The 15,070-nt window shown below is 47.9% G+C and carries 15 protein-coding genes and 1 pseudogene; 2 read left to right on the top strand and 14 right to left on the bottom strand.

Annotated features, from left to right (window positions below; genetic code table 11):
- Positions 1 to 198: 198 nt before the first annotated feature.
- The 5 genes from arsB to ACFQ1C_RS10735 all read right to left on the bottom strand — a co-directional run bounded on the left by arsB (position 199) and on the right by ACFQ1C_RS10735 (position 3,336).
- Positions 199 to 1,245 (bottom strand): ACR3 family arsenite efflux transporter, encoded by a 1,047-nt coding sequence (gene arsB, locus ACFQ1C_RS10755; protein WP_379558613.1) that lies wholly within the window; start codon positions 1,243 to 1,245, stop codon positions 199 to 201.
- 24 nt (positions 1,246 to 1,269) lie between these two features.
- Positions 1,270 to 1,989, bottom strand: coding sequence for an arsenical resistance protein ArsH (gene arsH / locus ACFQ1C_RS10750; RefSeq protein WP_379558612.1), 720 nt, complete (start codon positions 1,987 to 1,989; stop codon positions 1,270 to 1,272).
- Positions 1,986 to 2,486: an arsenate reductase ArsC gene (locus ACFQ1C_RS10745; RefSeq protein ID WP_379558611.1), complete on the bottom strand. Its 501-nt coding sequence runs from the start codon at positions 2,484 to 2,486 to the stop codon at positions 1,986 to 1,988. Before ACFQ1C_RS10745 ends, arsH begins: the two co-directional genes overlap by 4 nt.
- Positions 2,483 to 2,815 (bottom strand): metalloregulator ArsR/SmtB family transcription factor, encoded by a 333-nt coding sequence (locus tag ACFQ1C_RS10740; RefSeq protein WP_379558610.1) that lies wholly within the window; start codon positions 2,813 to 2,815, stop codon positions 2,483 to 2,485. The genes ACFQ1C_RS10745 and ACFQ1C_RS10740 overlap by 4 nt, the downstream gene beginning before the upstream one ends.
- 191 nt (positions 2,816 to 3,006) lie before the next feature.
- Positions 3,007 to 3,336, bottom strand: coding sequence for a YebG family protein (locus tag ACFQ1C_RS10735; RefSeq protein ID WP_379558609.1), 330 nt, complete (start codon positions 3,334 to 3,336; stop codon positions 3,007 to 3,009).
- A 412-nt stretch (positions 3,337 to 3,748) separates the two neighbouring features.
- Here ACFQ1C_RS10735 and ACFQ1C_RS10730 point away from each other — a divergent pair, with 412 nt between their 5' ends.
- Entirely contained in the window at positions 3,749 to 4,960 is a 1,212-nt protein-coding gene (locus ACFQ1C_RS10730; protein ID WP_379558608.1) for a Bcr/CflA family multidrug efflux MFS transporter, read from the top strand.
- Positions 4,961 to 5,122: 162 nt separating this feature from the next.
- Here ACFQ1C_RS10730 and ACFQ1C_RS10725 read toward each other — a convergent pair whose 3' ends face one another.
- The 8 genes from ACFQ1C_RS10725 to ACFQ1C_RS10690 form a co-directional block, all read right to left on the bottom strand.
- Positions 5,123 to 6,076 (bottom strand): SPFH domain-containing protein, encoded by a 954-nt coding sequence (locus ACFQ1C_RS10725; protein ID WP_379558607.1) that lies wholly within the window; start codon positions 6,074 to 6,076, stop codon positions 5,123 to 5,125.
- Positions 6,077 to 6,089: 13 nt separating this feature from the next.
- On the bottom strand, positions 6,090 to 6,503 hold the full coding sequence (locus ACFQ1C_RS10720) for an NfeD family protein (RefSeq protein ID WP_379558606.1): 414 nt from the start codon (positions 6,501 to 6,503) through the stop codon (positions 6,090 to 6,092).
- Positions 6,504 to 6,658: 155 nt separating this feature from the next.
- Positions 6,659 to 7,366 carry a lysophospholipid acyltransferase family protein gene (locus ACFQ1C_RS10715; protein WP_379558605.1) on the bottom strand — a complete coding sequence of 236 codons (708 nt, stop codon included), beginning with the start codon at positions 7,364 to 7,366 and terminating at the stop codon, positions 6,659 to 6,661.
- Positions 7,367 to 7,379: 13 nt separating this feature from the next.
- The gene (locus tag ACFQ1C_RS10710; protein WP_379558604.1) at positions 7,380 to 8,312 is read right to left on the bottom strand and encodes a phosphatidate cytidylyltransferase; all 933 of its coding nucleotides are present in this window, start codon (positions 8,310 to 8,312) and stop codon (positions 7,380 to 7,382) included.
- A 378-nt stretch (positions 8,313 to 8,690) separates the two neighbouring features.
- Positions 8,691 to 9,305 carry a CDP-alcohol phosphatidyltransferase family protein gene (locus tag ACFQ1C_RS10705; protein WP_379558603.1) on the bottom strand — a complete coding sequence of 205 codons (615 nt, stop codon included), beginning with the start codon at positions 9,303 to 9,305 and terminating at the stop codon, positions 8,691 to 8,693.
- A 112-nt stretch (positions 9,306 to 9,417) separates the two neighbouring features.
- Positions 9,418 to 10,275 (bottom strand): PA4780 family RIO1-like protein kinase, encoded by an 858-nt coding sequence (locus tag ACFQ1C_RS10700; protein WP_379558602.1) that lies wholly within the window; start codon positions 10,273 to 10,275, stop codon positions 9,418 to 9,420.
- A gap of 384 nt (positions 10,276 to 10,659) precedes the next feature.
- Positions 10,660 to 12,042, bottom strand: a complete 1,383-nt coding sequence (locus ACFQ1C_RS10695; protein ID WP_379558601.1) for a DEAD/DEAH box helicase — start codon at positions 12,040 to 12,042, stop codon at positions 10,660 to 10,662.
- A 361-nt stretch (positions 12,043 to 12,403) separates the two neighbouring features.
- Positions 12,404 to 12,715 carry a DUF6172 family protein gene (locus ACFQ1C_RS10690; RefSeq protein WP_379558600.1) on the bottom strand — a complete coding sequence of 104 codons (312 nt, stop codon included), beginning with the start codon at positions 12,713 to 12,715 and terminating at the stop codon, positions 12,404 to 12,406.
- 983 nt (positions 12,716 to 13,698) lie between these two features.
- On the opposite strand from ACFQ1C_RS10690, the gene ACFQ1C_RS10685 reads away from it, so the two are divergent.
- Positions 13,699 to 14,568: a 5'-methylthioadenosine/S-adenosylhomocysteine nucleosidase gene (locus ACFQ1C_RS10685; protein ID WP_379558599.1), complete on the top strand. Its 870-nt coding sequence runs from the start codon at positions 13,699 to 13,701 to the stop codon at positions 14,566 to 14,568.
- 127 nt (positions 14,569 to 14,695) lie between these two features.
- On the opposite strand, the pseudogene ACFQ1C_RS10680 reads toward ACFQ1C_RS10685, so the two are convergent.
- Positions 14,696 to 14,791 (bottom strand): annotated as a pseudogene (locus ACFQ1C_RS10680) (peptidoglycan-binding domain-containing protein); the annotation flags it as partial.
- Positions 14,792 to 15,070: the final 279 nt, after the last annotated feature.

The following is a 15,070-nucleotide window of genomic DNA, read 5'->3' as shown; positions in this document are numbered from 1 at the left end:
TTTGGTTCGGTATTGCATACACTTCCTCACTCTGAAGAAGTGTCTACTTATTCGGGGCCATTCCAAGGTGGCTATTAGCGGTTGTCCTCTTCACTCTTTACGCTTCACCCTTAACCGATTTTTATTCAGATTTGATCTCTATTTTTCCGTGGGTTCCGCGGGTTCCGTTACAAAGAAGTCGCTCGCCCTATTTACCCTTCATAGGCTACCGGCGCTAGCGCTAAACCAATGGCGAGTGCGGTTGGCAAACCACACTAGCGACAGCATCACCGGTACTTCTACCAGCACGCCCACTACCGTGGCTAGGGCTGCGCCTGAGTGTAGGCCAAATAAGCCGATGGCCACCGCCACCGCTAACTCAAAAAAGTTAGAGGTGCCAATCATGCAAGCGGGAGCGGCTATGTTATGGCGGAGCTTTAATTTAAGCGCCAGCCAATAACCCAGCGCGAAAATACCGTAGGTTTGCAGCATTAAAGGAATGGCGATTAAGCCGATTACTAACGGCTTCGCCACTATAGTCGGCGCTTGCAGACCAAATAACAGCACTACCGTGGCCAGCAAACCCAAGATCGACCAAGGTTTACAGCGCGCCACCAATACCGATACCGGTTGTGGTGACGGCTTTTTACTCTGCAGACGTAGCCACAGCAAGCGGATAAGAATACCGGCGACCAGTGGCAGTACCACATACAAACCCACGGACAATAACAAGGTCTGCCAAGGCACCACAATGGCGTTAATGCCCAGCAATAAGGCGGCTAACGGCGCAAAAGCAAACACCATGATCAGGTTATTAACCGACACTTGCACCAAGGTGTAGTTAGGATCACCCCGCGTTAGCTGGCTCCAAACAAACACCATAGCCGTACAGGGTGCCACGCCCAATAAGATCATACCGGCTATGTATTCCCCCGCCGTGCTCGGGTCCACCCAAGGAGCGAACAACACGCGAAAAAATAACCAACCTAAAAAAGCCATGGTAAAGGGCTTCACCAGCCAGTTAATCACCAGCGTTAATAGCAAACCCTTCGGCTTTTTGCCGACATCTTTCACGGCGGCAAAGTCGATTTGGATCATCATGGGCGTGATCATCACCCAAATTAGTACCGCCACCACTAAGTTCACGTGCGCAAATTCTAAATGTGCCAAGCTAGCAAATACACTGGGCACCGCTTGGCCTAACAGCACGCCCGCCACTATGCTTAAGCCAACCCACACCGATAAATAACGTTCAAATACGCCCATCTGATTTATTCCTGATCTACATGATTATAAGGCAGTTTGATTGACTCTGTTTATCAACTGTTCGGCGGTTTCTACACGCTCTGAATAACGATCCGTTAAATAAGCGTTGTTCTCACGGGTGAGCAAGGTGAACTTCATCAGCTCTTCCAGCACATCCACAATGCGGTTGTAATAAGGTGAGGGCTTCATGCGATTATTATCGTCAAACTCTAAAAACGCCTTGGCCACCGACGACTGATTAGGAATGGTGATCATACGCATCCAACGGCCTAAGATGCGCAGCTGGTTCACCGCATTAAACGACTGAGAACCGCCACACACCTGCATTACCGCCAAGGTTTTACCTTGCGTAGGCCGTACTGCGCCAAGTGAGAGCGGGATCCAGTCAATTTGTGCCTTCATTACCCCAGTCATGGAGCCATGGCGCTCGGGCGAGCACCACACTTGGCCTTCCGACCAGCTCACCAAGTCTCTCAGCTCTTGTACCTTGGGGTGTTCAACATCGTCACCATCGGGCAAGGGTAAACCGGTGGGATCAAATATTTTAATGTCGGCTCCCATCGCCAATAACAAACGTGCTGACTCTTCTACTACCAAGCGGCTAAACGAGCGTTGGCGTAACGATCCATATAGCAACAATATACGCGGCTTGTGCTCGGCACCCGCTTGACCTGGTGCGGTAAACTCGGGCAATTGAAATTGCTGCTGGTCGATATTAGGCAAACTCAGATCCGTTAAGCTCATGCGTGGGCTCCTAGTGTCTGTTGATCTGTCGTGGTTAAACCTAATTGTTGCAGGGCATCAGACCACTGGGGTTTGTCTTGGCGGGCAATGTCTAACAAGGCGCTCACTCTGTTATTAATCAGCTCAAGGGTATGGCGAAACGCCGCTGCTTTTTCAGCATCGCTACCCACAATTTTGGACGGATCGGCCAACCCCCAGTGCATCACCAAGGCGTTGCCAAACCACACCGGGCAGGCTTCATTGGCTGCAGAGTCACACACCGTGATCACCACGTCGGGCGCAAAGTCGGTCAAGTCGTCCCACGACTGGCTGCGCAAGCCTGTAGTCGCAATGCCCGCTTCAGCCAAATAGGTGAGCGATAACGGATGCACCTCGCCCGAAGGCTGACTACCGGCACTTCTCGCCTCAAGCAGCCCTTCACCTTTATGCTGGGTTACGGCCTCAGACAAAATACTGCGACAGCGGTTATGGGTACATATATAGAGAATTTTCATCATTCGCGCTCACATTGGAAGGAATCAGCTGCCAGCTGTTGCTCGCATTCAGTTAGGTAATCGGGATGGTGCGTCGCCGTACTCTTCAGTATGTCTCGCGCCCAGCTTGGCAAGTTTGGATGCAAACGGTAATACACCCACTTACCTCGGCGCTCATCCATCAATAACTCACATTTTCGCAATTCAGCTAAATGCCGAGATACCTTAGGTTGGCTCAGTTGTAACGCCTGCTGTAGATCACACACGCACAGCTCTTGGTGCTGACTGATCAGCAGTAACGATTTCAAACGAGTGTCGTCGGCAAGGCACTTAAAAAATACTAGAGGCGGCATAGCAACAAATCTCCACAATCACATATGAATTATCATATATATGGAGATTCAGATGTCAAGATTAAAGAGAAGAGAAGATAAAATGAAAGAGACGATGAGGCTTCAGGGGAAAACCTAATTTGCAAAGGGCGCTTTAGCTGGCCAGCTTTACGAAACAAAACGTTCGTTTACGCCCCCCTCAGCGTAAATCGCTAAGCGACCGCTTGAACAGAGTCGTTATTGTCGTGAACCTCGGGCTCATCCGCCTGTTCTTCGATGTTTGCTTCAGTCGCAGGGGCTTTATCTGACTTTTTGGCGGACTTCTTTTTCGGTCCACTTAACAGGTCTTGATTTTGTGCTAAGTACAGAGCTAATGCTTCTCGGTCAGTCTCGTTTAAACTGATCGGCGCATCGGCAAGTACATCGTCGAGGTGTTCGGCCAGATCGAGCAGTCGATCATAGGCATCGGCTTCTTTCTTATTGGTAAACGTCATTTTTTCGATTCCGTTTCTTACTACAAGGTACTGTATTGTGACTGCCATAACTTGCTCCTATCATGTATGTATATACAGTAATATTATCCCGTGCGAGTTGCAAGGGCTCACACGGGCATTTACGATTGGACACAGCGACGATCAACCCTTAATGTGGCAGTGTTATTATCCTAATTCGTTTTATACTAGCGTCTGTTGACCTTTTGCCATTAATGTTTATTTAGCCGTTCGCTGGCGTGCTGGCGCATTTTGGCCGATAGTTTGTAGGTGATGTGCGTTTTTTAAGCGCCCTCACACTAGCGCACGGCTCAGAAGATGAGCCATTCCCCTAAGCTAGGTACATGGATTTAGTACCTGGCTTTTTTTGTTTGGTATTATTTATATAACAAGTTTGCGCAGCAAATTTGTATAACAAGCGGCAGGAAGCCACCTTACTTACCTTGGAGGAACAAGCCGCGCCATGTCATCTGATACTACTCAGGCATCTAATGCCACCTTGCCGCTTATTATATTATTAGGTGCCGTGTCGGGCCTTACCCCTCTCGCCATTGACATGTATTTGCCAGCAATGCCCGCCATTGCCGAGACTCTGGGCACCAACTCCCATCGAGTACAGGCCACATTGGCCGCCTATACTGGCGGTTTTGCGCTCGGCCAATTGCTATTTGGCCCTTTGTCTGACGCCAAGGGCCGCCGTCCGGTATTATTGGGTGGTATGTTGGTGTTTGCCATCGCCGCCATGCTGTGTGCCATGGCTGACAGCGTTGAAAGTCTCACGTGGTTGCGTGCCGCTCAGGGTTTTGCCGGTGCGGCCTCTGCGGTTGTGGTACAAGCGTTAGTGCGGGACTTATTTAACCGAGAAGACTTTGCCCGTACCATGGCCTACATTACGCTGGTGATGACACTCGCCCCGTTAATAGCCCCTATGCTAGGTGGCCATTTGGCGCACTGGTTTGGTTGGCGCTCTATTTTTTGGGTACTGACCGGCGTCACCGTATTAATTGCCGTGTTTAGTAGCCTTAAACTGCCAGAAACCTTGCCTCTAGAGCGGCGCCAGCCCTTGCACTTTGCATCGATTATTCGCAGTTATCTACGCCTGATTTCCAGTCCAGTGGCATTGGGTTTTATGTTGTGTGGTGCCTTCTCATTTGCCGGTATGTTTGCCTTTTTAACCGGAGCCTCGTTTATTTATATCGAGCTGTATGACGTATCGCCCCAACATACGGGGTATCTGTTTGGCCTGAACGTACTAAGCCTGATGCTGTTTACCACGCTAAATGGCAAATGGGTGCGTAAATTAGGTTCACGCACCATGCTGCGCGTAGCCTTGAGCTTGCAATTGCTTGCAGGGCTGTTAATGCCAATAGGAGCGTTATTGGGTTGGGGGCTGTGGTCGGTAGTGGCACCCATCATGTTATATGTGGGCGTTATCTCCACCATTGGCAGTAATAGCATGGCCAGCTTACTGAGCAGCTTGCCCAACTTGGCTGGCACCGCCTCGTCATTAGCAGGCACGCTGCGCTTTGGCATCGCCGCTCTCGCCGCGGCTTTCGTCTCGCTACTACCCGACACTTCCCCTTTATATATGCTGGGCACCATGAGCGGCTGCGCCTTGTTATCGGCACTGGCCTATTGGTTATTGTGCGAAGGCCGAACGGCCAGTGAAGGGTGAAGGGTGAAGGGTGAAGGGTGAAGGGTGAAGGGGAAAAACATAGTACCCTGCTCCAAGAGCCTAGCTAAAGATTAAAAGCCAAAGCGTGGCCCAAAAAACAAAAACACCGAGCCAATGGGCTCGGTGTTTGTCTTTTAGCTTAGTGTAGGGCGCTTGGTGTTACTATTTTTTCGGCCCATTTAATAAAGCTTCTATGCTGCCGACGGCACCTAGTACGCTGCTGGCTTCAAAGGGCAAAAAGATACGATCGCCCTCTTTACCAATTTCTGGCAAGGTTTTGAGGTATTCGAGCCCCAGTAAATAGCCAATGACCAATTGCGGGTCTAGTCGTTCATCGCCAGCTGACAACACTTCATCGATAGCCTTGCGTTGGCCTTCGGCCATTAGAATGGCGGCCTCTTTACTGCCTTCCGCGACCAAAATACTGGAGCGTTTCTCACCTTCAGCCTTGGCAATAGCTGCTTCTCGCTCGCCACTGGCCCGCAATACTAAGGCTCGACGCTCGCGCTCCGCCGCCATTTGCTTGCGCATGGCGTCTTCAACTTCTGCCGGAATAATAATGTCTTGAATTTCCACGCGGGTGACTTTAACGCCCCACTTATTGCCGGCTTCGTCCATTACCACCTGTAACTTGTCGTTAATTTCTTGGCGAGACTCAAACAGTTTATCGAGCTCCATTTTGCCCATTTCGGAGCGCAGCGAGGTTTTGGCTAAGATCTCGATAGCTTGGATCAGGTTTTCAGTTTGATACACGGCACGTTCGGGATCGATAACCTGAAAATACAGCGCACCGTTCACGTTAACGCTCACGTTATCCGCCGTCACCACCGACTGCCCAGGAAAATCAAGTACGGTTTCGCGGCGGTCAATGCGGGTTTCTTCTTTCACGACAGCAACATTTTCACCGCCAATCGCCTGATAACGGCGCACTTTAATAGAACGCGGTTTATCAACAAAGGGGATCACCCAGTTTACACCTGGGCTTAGGGTCTTGTTATAACTCCCCAACCGCTCAATCACCACCGCTTCTGACTGCTGTATTATCATCAGCCCCTTCGCGATAAACACCAGAATAACCACGGTAAATACCAGTGCTACCACTAATGTTGCATCCATACTCTTTCTCCTATTAATCAATAATGGCGGTAATGCCATCAAAGCGACATACCTTAACCTGAACCCCAGCCGTTAGCTCGGCGCCAGATGCACTGCGCACCATAAATAGATCGCCTTCTAACTTAAGGCGATAGTCACCCGAAGGAAGCTGCACTATTTCACCTTGTTGTTGGCTGCCTTCTCCAGCTAAAAAACTAGTACGCTGAGACGGTGCATAACGACGAAATAAATATTTAAGCGCCGGTGCTAACACCAAAGCGGCAATGGCAAAGGTAAACCACTGTGTCGCTACCCCTACACCTAACCAAGCTGCTGCCATGGTGATTAGCGCTGCTAAGCCTAAGGCAAAGGCAACAAATCCAGTGCCCGTTAATTCCAATAAAAACAATAGTAAGGCGGCAATTAGCCAGCCATGCCATGCAAGCAAGATGCACCTCCTAAAAACACAATTAAGATATAAAGCGCCCAACAAGAACATAAACACGCTTGATGTTCGGGTTCACGCTTATGTCAGAGTCATCGCCACCACCATAACACCGCCGGCCAAGCGAGTTTATCTTTATGCCGTCTGCTTGGCAGTCCTTAATGGTCTGGTGTTTGTTGGTCCTCTTCACTCTTCACCATTTTGCCGTTCGTAATACATTGGGTCAGCAAGCTTTCGTATTGCGCAGTCAAATTGGCAAGATACTCGTTAACGTCATCGCCGTGCGTCATTTCGTCGCCCACAATCACATCGCAATTGAAGGGCACGAGCAGTGCTTCTCCTTTGGGTAGCGCCTTACCAAGCCCATGCAAAATAATCGGGATCACCTTGGTATCAGGGTAACGCTGTATAAGACAGTGGATACCGCGCTTTAATTTAAACTCTCTTTCTTCAGTTAATGAACGGGTGCCTTCTGGGAAAAACACAATAATTTGCTGGTTTTCTAGGGCATCAAAGCAGCCTTTAAAGAGCTCTTCTCGGGCTACTTTGCCGTCTCGTTCGATAGGGATGATGTCTAGGCAATTGATTGAAAACCAGGCTACCCATTTATTTTTCAAGAAGTAGTCTGCCGCAGCAACGGGCCGTACTCGATGCAGTTGCGAGAGCGGATATAAACTCATTAACACCAGTGTATCGAGGTGGCTGGTGTGATTTGCCGCCAAAATAGCCGGCCCGTTTTTAGGTAAGCCTTTGCGGTTAACCAAATTAAGGCCCAGCGCAATCAGCACCACAGGTTTCACAATTAACAGGAAAAATAGCACTTTCCCCCACTTTATTGAGGTTAGCGTTTGTTTAAGTTGGCTCATCATCGTCACTCAGTTAGGCGATAAAATCTTTGGTGATGTAGTAAAAATAGTGGAAGAATATCGGTGTGCTATACATCAAACTGTCTACCCTATCGAGTAATCCGCCGTGGCCGGGGATCAGTGAGCCGGTATCTTTAATGCCAATATCGCGTTTAATGGAAGACAGCACTACATCACCAATAAAGCCCACACTCGCAATTAATGCGCCCGCAACTAGCCCCTGCTGCCATGACAAAATAGTTAAAAATGGCGCCAGCAGACCGGCTAAAATGGTCGTCATCACTAAGCCGCCCAAGAAGCCTTCCCACGTTTTGTTGGGGCTCACTTTAGGGATAATCTTGTGCTTGCCGAACAGCTTGCCAAACACGTACTGGCTAACATCATTGCTTTGGGTAATAAATAATAAAAACAGCACTAGTCCGATAAAGCCAGACTGTTCATTAAAACGACCAAGATTAACTAAGTAGGCAATGTGGCTCAGTGTAAACACCGCGAGCATTAGACTCCACTGTATGGTGGCATTCGCTTGAATATAACCTTTTGTTTCGCCAATTAGCGTGGAGCGCATCGGTAAAAACAGAAACATATAAACGGGAATAAAAATAATAAACATGCCATACCATTGAATGTAGGCAAAGTAATACTGAACAGGAATGGACAGATAAGCCCAAAAGACCAGCCGTCGATCTACGGTGCGGAGTGGTGCTATAGAGTAAAATTCTTTTAAGGCCAAAAAGCTGACAAACGCAAAAAATATGGTGGTCGTTTTTTGCCCCATATACAGCGCGGCAAGCACTAAGCCGATGATCCACCACCATGACTTGGTTCTTAGCATCAATTCTTCGTAGTCACGGTCTGGGTGTTTCTGTTTTTTTACAACCGCAATAATGGTGGCAACAATTAATGCACCCACTAAAAAAAGAGTCATATAAAATGAATTTTGCATTATTAGTCTCGCGCGTTAATTAAATTGTTGTGTTGATGGTGTAAGTCGGCCAGTGACCACTACTCCGCGACCAAAGAAGAGACTGCTGGGATAGTCTCCACCGACCAGCACATGACAGGGACGTCATGTGCTGAGCGCACATGGGGCGAGCTTGCCTCACCTTGACGAATCATTTCAGCCTGACCGAGCATCCAGTGAATGCCCGTAGCTGGCTGAAATGATGAGTGTCATTAATCTGCAGCATGTCGGATCTGGCTGCTGTGGTTGCGCAGGCCAGTACCGAAAAGACAGCGCCACATCATCGTGGGTAGAAAAAGTGTGAAGTTCGGCGTCGCGCATAGGCGGTTGGTTTCCTTACCAAATGAATATGAATGCAGGCTAAGTGTTATTCGCCGCTTCCGCCAGTCCGCGGCGCACTCGATTATATAAGGTGTACATTAACAGTACTAATATCAGCGCGAGAATAACGGTTACCCAAGTGCTATTAATAAGCCCCATCGCCACCCCAGCTCCCAACACGCCAAATGCAGCGGCGCGGTCACTCTTGCCCATGGGGCCGTCGTACCGTCTCGATGCACCGACCATTAAACCGAGTACCCCGGCGTATTCTACAAAGGCTGCCATTAATACCACCACCAGCACCAGCGGCGCCGACACGCTGGGGATCAACGCAAACGGTAGATACAAGGCGCTGTCGGCGACCACATCGCACAGCTCATTAAGGTAAGCACCCAACTTAGACTGTTGCCCAAACTCACGCGCCAGCATGCCATCGATGGCATTTAGCGCCATGCGCAGCAACATCCATACGGGGATCAGCGCAAACAGCCACAGCCGCGGTGCTTGCCAAGCAATCACCGCGGCGATTAACAAAGACACGGCGGCCGCAGCTAGCGTCACCTGATTGGCCGTTACCCCACGCGCGGCCAAGCGCCTGACCATGGGCCGGAGTAAGTTTTGAAAACGAGGTTTTAGCGAGTAAATGGAAATCATGGCTGGCCTCTATCACACCAAAAGCAGTGACAAAAAATGGTTTTTCTCTGTCACAACCGTCAGTATTTGCTATAAAACGTTGGCACAACAGGCTACACGTTGGCTTCTCATATCACGCGCCTTCGTCAGCATCGCGAATACGCTCTCGGCGCTCAAACTCTTCTTCCATGGCCGCGTTAATTTCGTCGAGTATGGAGCCTACGTCGGCGTTATTACCGTCATCTTCAAATTCGCCACTTAGCGTGGAGTTAGGCGTTAGCTCTCCCTCTTTGAACAGGGCCCACATTTCTTTTGCGTATTGGGTCTGTAATAACTCAGGTGCAAAGCCGCCATAATAGCGACGCATATTATTAACGTCGCGCGCAAACATCGCTTGCGCGCTATTATTGGCGGCCGCATTCACCGCTTGGGGCAGGTCAATAACCACCGGGCCATAATCATCCACCAACACGTTAAACTCAGATAAGTCACCGTGTATAATGCCCGCACACAGCATCAACTTAACGTAGTGCATCATCAGTGCGTGATCTTCAATGGCCTGCTCTGGTGACATCAACACATCACCGAGTCGTGGCGCTACATCGCCCTCGCCATCGGTAACCAATTCCATCAGCAATACGCCATCCACGCAGCCGAAAGTTTCAGGTACGCGTACACCCGCAGCAGCTAAATTAGATAAGGCATCAACTTCGGCATTTTGCCAAATTTTTTCTTGTTGCTGACGACCATAGTTTGAGCGTTTTTCCAGGGCGCGAGCCTCACGGCCACTACGCACTTTTCGCCCTTCATTATATTGAGCCGCTTTTTTAAAGCTGCGCTGAGCCGCGTCTTTATAGACTTTGGCGCAACGAATATGCGCACCACAACGGACAACGAAAACATCCGCTTCTTTACCGCTCATTAGGCGGCTGATCACTTCATCGATGAGACCATCATCAACAAGAGGCTGTAGGCGTTTGGGTGTTTTCACAGGCTACCTGCTAAGTAAATTCGACTATCGATCATTATTTTATCGAGTACGTTTGTGTGTTTAGGTATTTGCAGCAAACAGGGTATCATCTTTGAGGTTTAAAGGCGGCTATGGAGCCATATTGAGCTGCAACTTACCCTATCACGCTGATATAAAACGTCATAATAAGTCTCTTTGAAGCCTTTTAGAACATCAAGAAGCCAATCTGGTATTGAGAGTAGCAGCCACGCTTACATGTGTGGCCGTAACGAGCACAGTATACCTAAAAGAAAGGTCGCCATATATGCCGATAGCAAAAACGCCAATGGCGCTTAGGCACGGCTTAAACCGCCCCTAAGCGCCATATAATTCCCCGCCAAAGTACGGGGGAAACGTTAATAGCTATTAATATTGCTTGGCACGTTTACCACGTAATATTTTCTTTTTCGGGCCTGTGCTTTCGGGTGTTCTTTTTAAACGCACCGGCTTCGAAGCTGTTTTGTTGCTCGACTCATCAATCGACTTGGCGCGGCGGGGTTTACCCTTAGGCTGCGGCTCGTTTGGGCCTCCAAACTGAATAACAGTTTCACTGGCTCTATTAGAGCGACCAGTGATGACCTTGCGCGAAAGACTTTTTAGTAATGAACCACGGCTGGTGACTTCAAAACCCGGCTTAATAATGCGTCTGATCTCACTACCCGTCAGCTTTTGAATGCGCTCTAACGCTTGCTCTTCTTCACGGCTAACAAATGAAATAGCCGTGCCTGGCGCCCCTGCCCGACCCGTACGACCAATACGATGTACATAATCTTCGGGTAAATAAGGCAAGTTAAAGTTCACCACATAATCTAGACCCTGAATGTCTAAACCACGGGCCGCCACTTCGGTAGCAATCAATACTTGTAATTTAGCGGATTTAAAATCAGCGATCGCACGGCGGCGCGAGCCTTGGCTTTTATCGCCATGGCATACGGCGGCTTCAATCTTGCTCTTTTTAAGGCCAACTAATAACCGATCTGCCTGCTCTTTAGTACTGGTAAACACCAACACCTGAAACCAGTTTTTCTCTGTTAATAGCTGTTCAAATAATTCGATTTTACGGCTTTCTTCTACCGGGTACACCGCATGTCTTACGGTATCCGCCGTGCTGTTAATTTTAGTCACACGAATTTGCTGATGATTCTTCAGTATTTTATGTGATAGCTCATTCACTGCAGGTGACGTGGTAGCAGAAAACAACAGAGTTTGGCGGGTTGGCGAAGTCAATTTAATCAGCTTCAGCACATCGGTAATAAAGCCCATATCCAGCATACGGTCCGCTTCATCCAACACCACAAACTCAACATCGCTTAACGCCACATTACCTAGGGTAAGATGCTCTAACAAACGACCAGGGGTGGTGATGACAACATCAACGCCCGCTTTTAATTTGTTAGCCTGTCCGCCCATTTTAACGCCGCCGTACAGTGCTGTAACACTAATAGGCAAAAACTGCGCATAGGCAGTAATAGAGTCGGCTAATTGTTCAGCCAATTCACGAGTGGGCGTTAAAATTAAGGTGCGTGGGCGTCGCTCGGCAGCGACTTTAGGCTTATCCAACATGCGCTGTAGCACAGGAATAGCAAAGGCGGCGGTTTTACCGGTACCGGTTTGCGCCGTTACTTGTAAATCTTTACCGCGGCGCGCGGGCACAATGGCCTGCTCTTGTACGGGTGTCATCGCACTGTAGCCACATTCTACAAGAGCTCGTTGTAGCTCTGGGGCTAAATCTAAAGATGAAAATTGCATTGGAGATCCTCTGTAGAGTCGCTACAGTCAAAAAACGAAGGCAGAATATACAGCATTTTGGCGGTATAGGAGAGAGTTGATTGTTATTTTGCGTAAAGTTTACTCAGAGTAGCTCGAAACGGGGTACTTAACTCTCGTTTATCATTTTATGAGGCACTGTGAGTAATATTTTCGCGAATATGCGCTATTTTTCGTGCACTTGCGCTTTATTGTTCTTGGTAGCCCTACCGGCGTAAACATTCTGGCTGACTCACTAACCTTACAAGACGGGTCAGCCAGAAATAGTCACTCAGTAGACCAAGCAGCATTCCTTGATGAGCGCGGTATTCATCATCAAAGTTAGCTGCGCATGCGCACGTTATTACGCTTCGTCATCTTCGCGAGTGGCTGAGCGCGGATCGTGGTTACAGGCTCTGGCGAGGATCTCTACGTAGAACTCCGGCACTTCCTGCGCTACGGCAGCGTCAATGTGTTTATTGAGATCAGAAGGAAAAACTTTTTCTGCTGCCGCTTCTGACACACCAAAGCGACAATCGAAGGTCCAGTAGTCCATACCGTCAGGTAAGGTCTTATTACGTTCCCTTTTAAAATACTTCTTAATTTCATACTTAATTGAGTCTACTAAGCGAGCAGGTTTCAGCTTAGGGTCGGTTAACGCGAATATCTTTTTCATGGAGTTCCTACTGGGTTTCTACAGAGCTTCACTCAACAGTAAAAGCTGAATGATAATTTAAGGCGCATTCTACATGGATGTGCAGCAGATAACTGCCAATTTCAGCGGTTTTATGTGTATCCATGCTGCAGGCAACACTGAATCAAGCTAGTCCATGGCGCTATGCTCTCAGCCTCGGGCTAAACCTGATTAATTTTTCAGCGTACGATGCACGCCTAACTTGGTCTGCTGCTTTTTTACTAAATCCACCTTAATTTACCTGCAACATTTGATAATTCAACTTTCAGAGCAAGCTAACTCTATCTATTGATAGTCCATAAGGCCATACTGAAATTGCGTAGCCACAGCCATTCAGTTGGCTCAATTTGGCTTTAGGTTTTAAAGGAACACACCATGAGCAAAGGGCAAGACAGTAAAAAATCTGTAAAGAAGAAACCACTTTTAACTGCAAAAGAGAAAAAAGCACAAAAGGCCTCAAAAAAATCCCCCAGCAGTTCTTTAGGTAAATAAACGCGACAATATAGAGCATGCCTCAGAAGGAGCCCAATACCTTCGCCGTCGTGGTATTGGGCAACGCCGGCATGCATTGCTCCAAGGCGTTCAAGGGCAACATCTAGAGTGGGTGTCGCGTCGCATGCATCTGGTTTACTTACCCACTTACTCGCACAGCTAAACCTGATTTCGACCTAGTAGCGGTAGATGAATGTCTGTCTGCCCTGAGCGCCTACCTTTCGTTTGACCGACTCTGCGTATTAGTGCGTCACCCGCTCAGTGCCTACAGCACGGAGTGCGTAACTAATTTTAACAAGCACTTAGGCTGCTAGAGGTTAGGTTACAATAGCGTTCACTTGAAAATTAGGACCGACATGTATACCTTTCAATGGATCTGAAAGGTATCTCATTGTACCGGCTCCAGCTCTTTTTCTGTCGCCAAGCTATCGAATGGCGCATACACAAAGTAAAAACAAGGTAAGTAAAATAAAATGACTATTAGTAAGCGCGTGCTCACATCCATAATTCCTATATTTACCTTAGTAGCACTGTCAGGGGTAAGTTCAGCAAGCGAGTTCAGTAAAGAAGAAACGAAACGCCCAATATTGGTTCAGGGACCAATGCCAATTGAAGCTGAAAAGTTTGCTGAACGCTTAGAAAACGTTCAAATAGAAGAGTCAGGGTCAACATTTGAATTTTATATTGGCACCGTAGATGACTACCCTGTCATTGTTTCAAAAACAGGGAAAGGCATGGAGAATACGGCAGCAGCGACGGCCATTGCGATTGCTAAATACAACCCTGTTGCCATTATCAACCAAGGCACATCTGGCGGCCATGATCCAGATCTCAATGTTTTTGACATAGTCTTGGGTGAACGTACGGTTAATATAGGCTCCATGAAAACAGGAGATCGTGCAAAAGGAGAAGGCATTGTAGCGACAGATTGGAAGCCAATGGACGTTATGGCTTCTGAAGGAAGCGCCGGTGAAGACCCGAATGCTGAAAAGGCCCGTTATTATGAAGCGGATCCAGATCTTTTGGCCATGGCAAAAAAAGTAAAAGACCACTACACAAAAGGGAAAGTGGTTGAAGGAACAATTGGCTCAGCAGATTTATGGAATAATGAAGTAGATCGCATCAATTGGTTTCATAAAAACTACGGCACCTCAGTCGAGGAAATGGAATCTGCATCATCAGCAATGATTTCAAAAGCATATGATGTACCATTCTTGGCGATTCGTATTTTATCGAATAACAAAACAAATAATGGTGCTTATAATGCAGACACGGCAGCTGCGAACCAGGAATATGTCTATGAAGTGGTTCGGGAATATATTTCATTTTTGAATAACAAATGAATATTTAGCTATCGAAATTATTTATAAATAAGTTAACGAGAGCCGGGCGTGTAATCCTTATCATGTAATACTTCCATAAGGCTGTGCTCTCGTTTTACTGAGTGCCTGAAGCATAGCCCAATCCCGATCAGGATTTTGGGCCCACGATGTCATCGGGTACCAGTCCCTTTTCTCGCTGCAACCGCCGCATTACCGCTTCGGTGATCGAACCAAACAGGCCATCAACCTTGTCTGTAAAACTAACAACTAAAAAACTAACAAAAAACTAACAAGCCACCAAAACTAACCAAAACTAACAAGCCACCCATATTAAAAGAGCCTCAATAGTAACCTTTTCAACGATAAATATAAGCGGGTGACTCTCTTCTGTAATGAAAAAATCTGGAAACAGCTCAACAATGCGGGGCGGTGACTGATTTTAAAGCCACAGGTAAGAAATACGCTCCCATCGGACAGCTTTGGCTCACTCTTGCTGGAGAGTAACAAAGAGAGCTTGAAACTA

Source organism: Oceanisphaera ostreae, assembly GCF_042676125.1.
GTDB lineage: Bacteria > Pseudomonadota > Gammaproteobacteria > Enterobacterales > Aeromonadaceae > Oceanimonas > Oceanimonas ostreae.
Note: the sequence above shows the minus strand (reverse complement) of the source record. Positions and strands in the feature narration are given on the sequence as shown.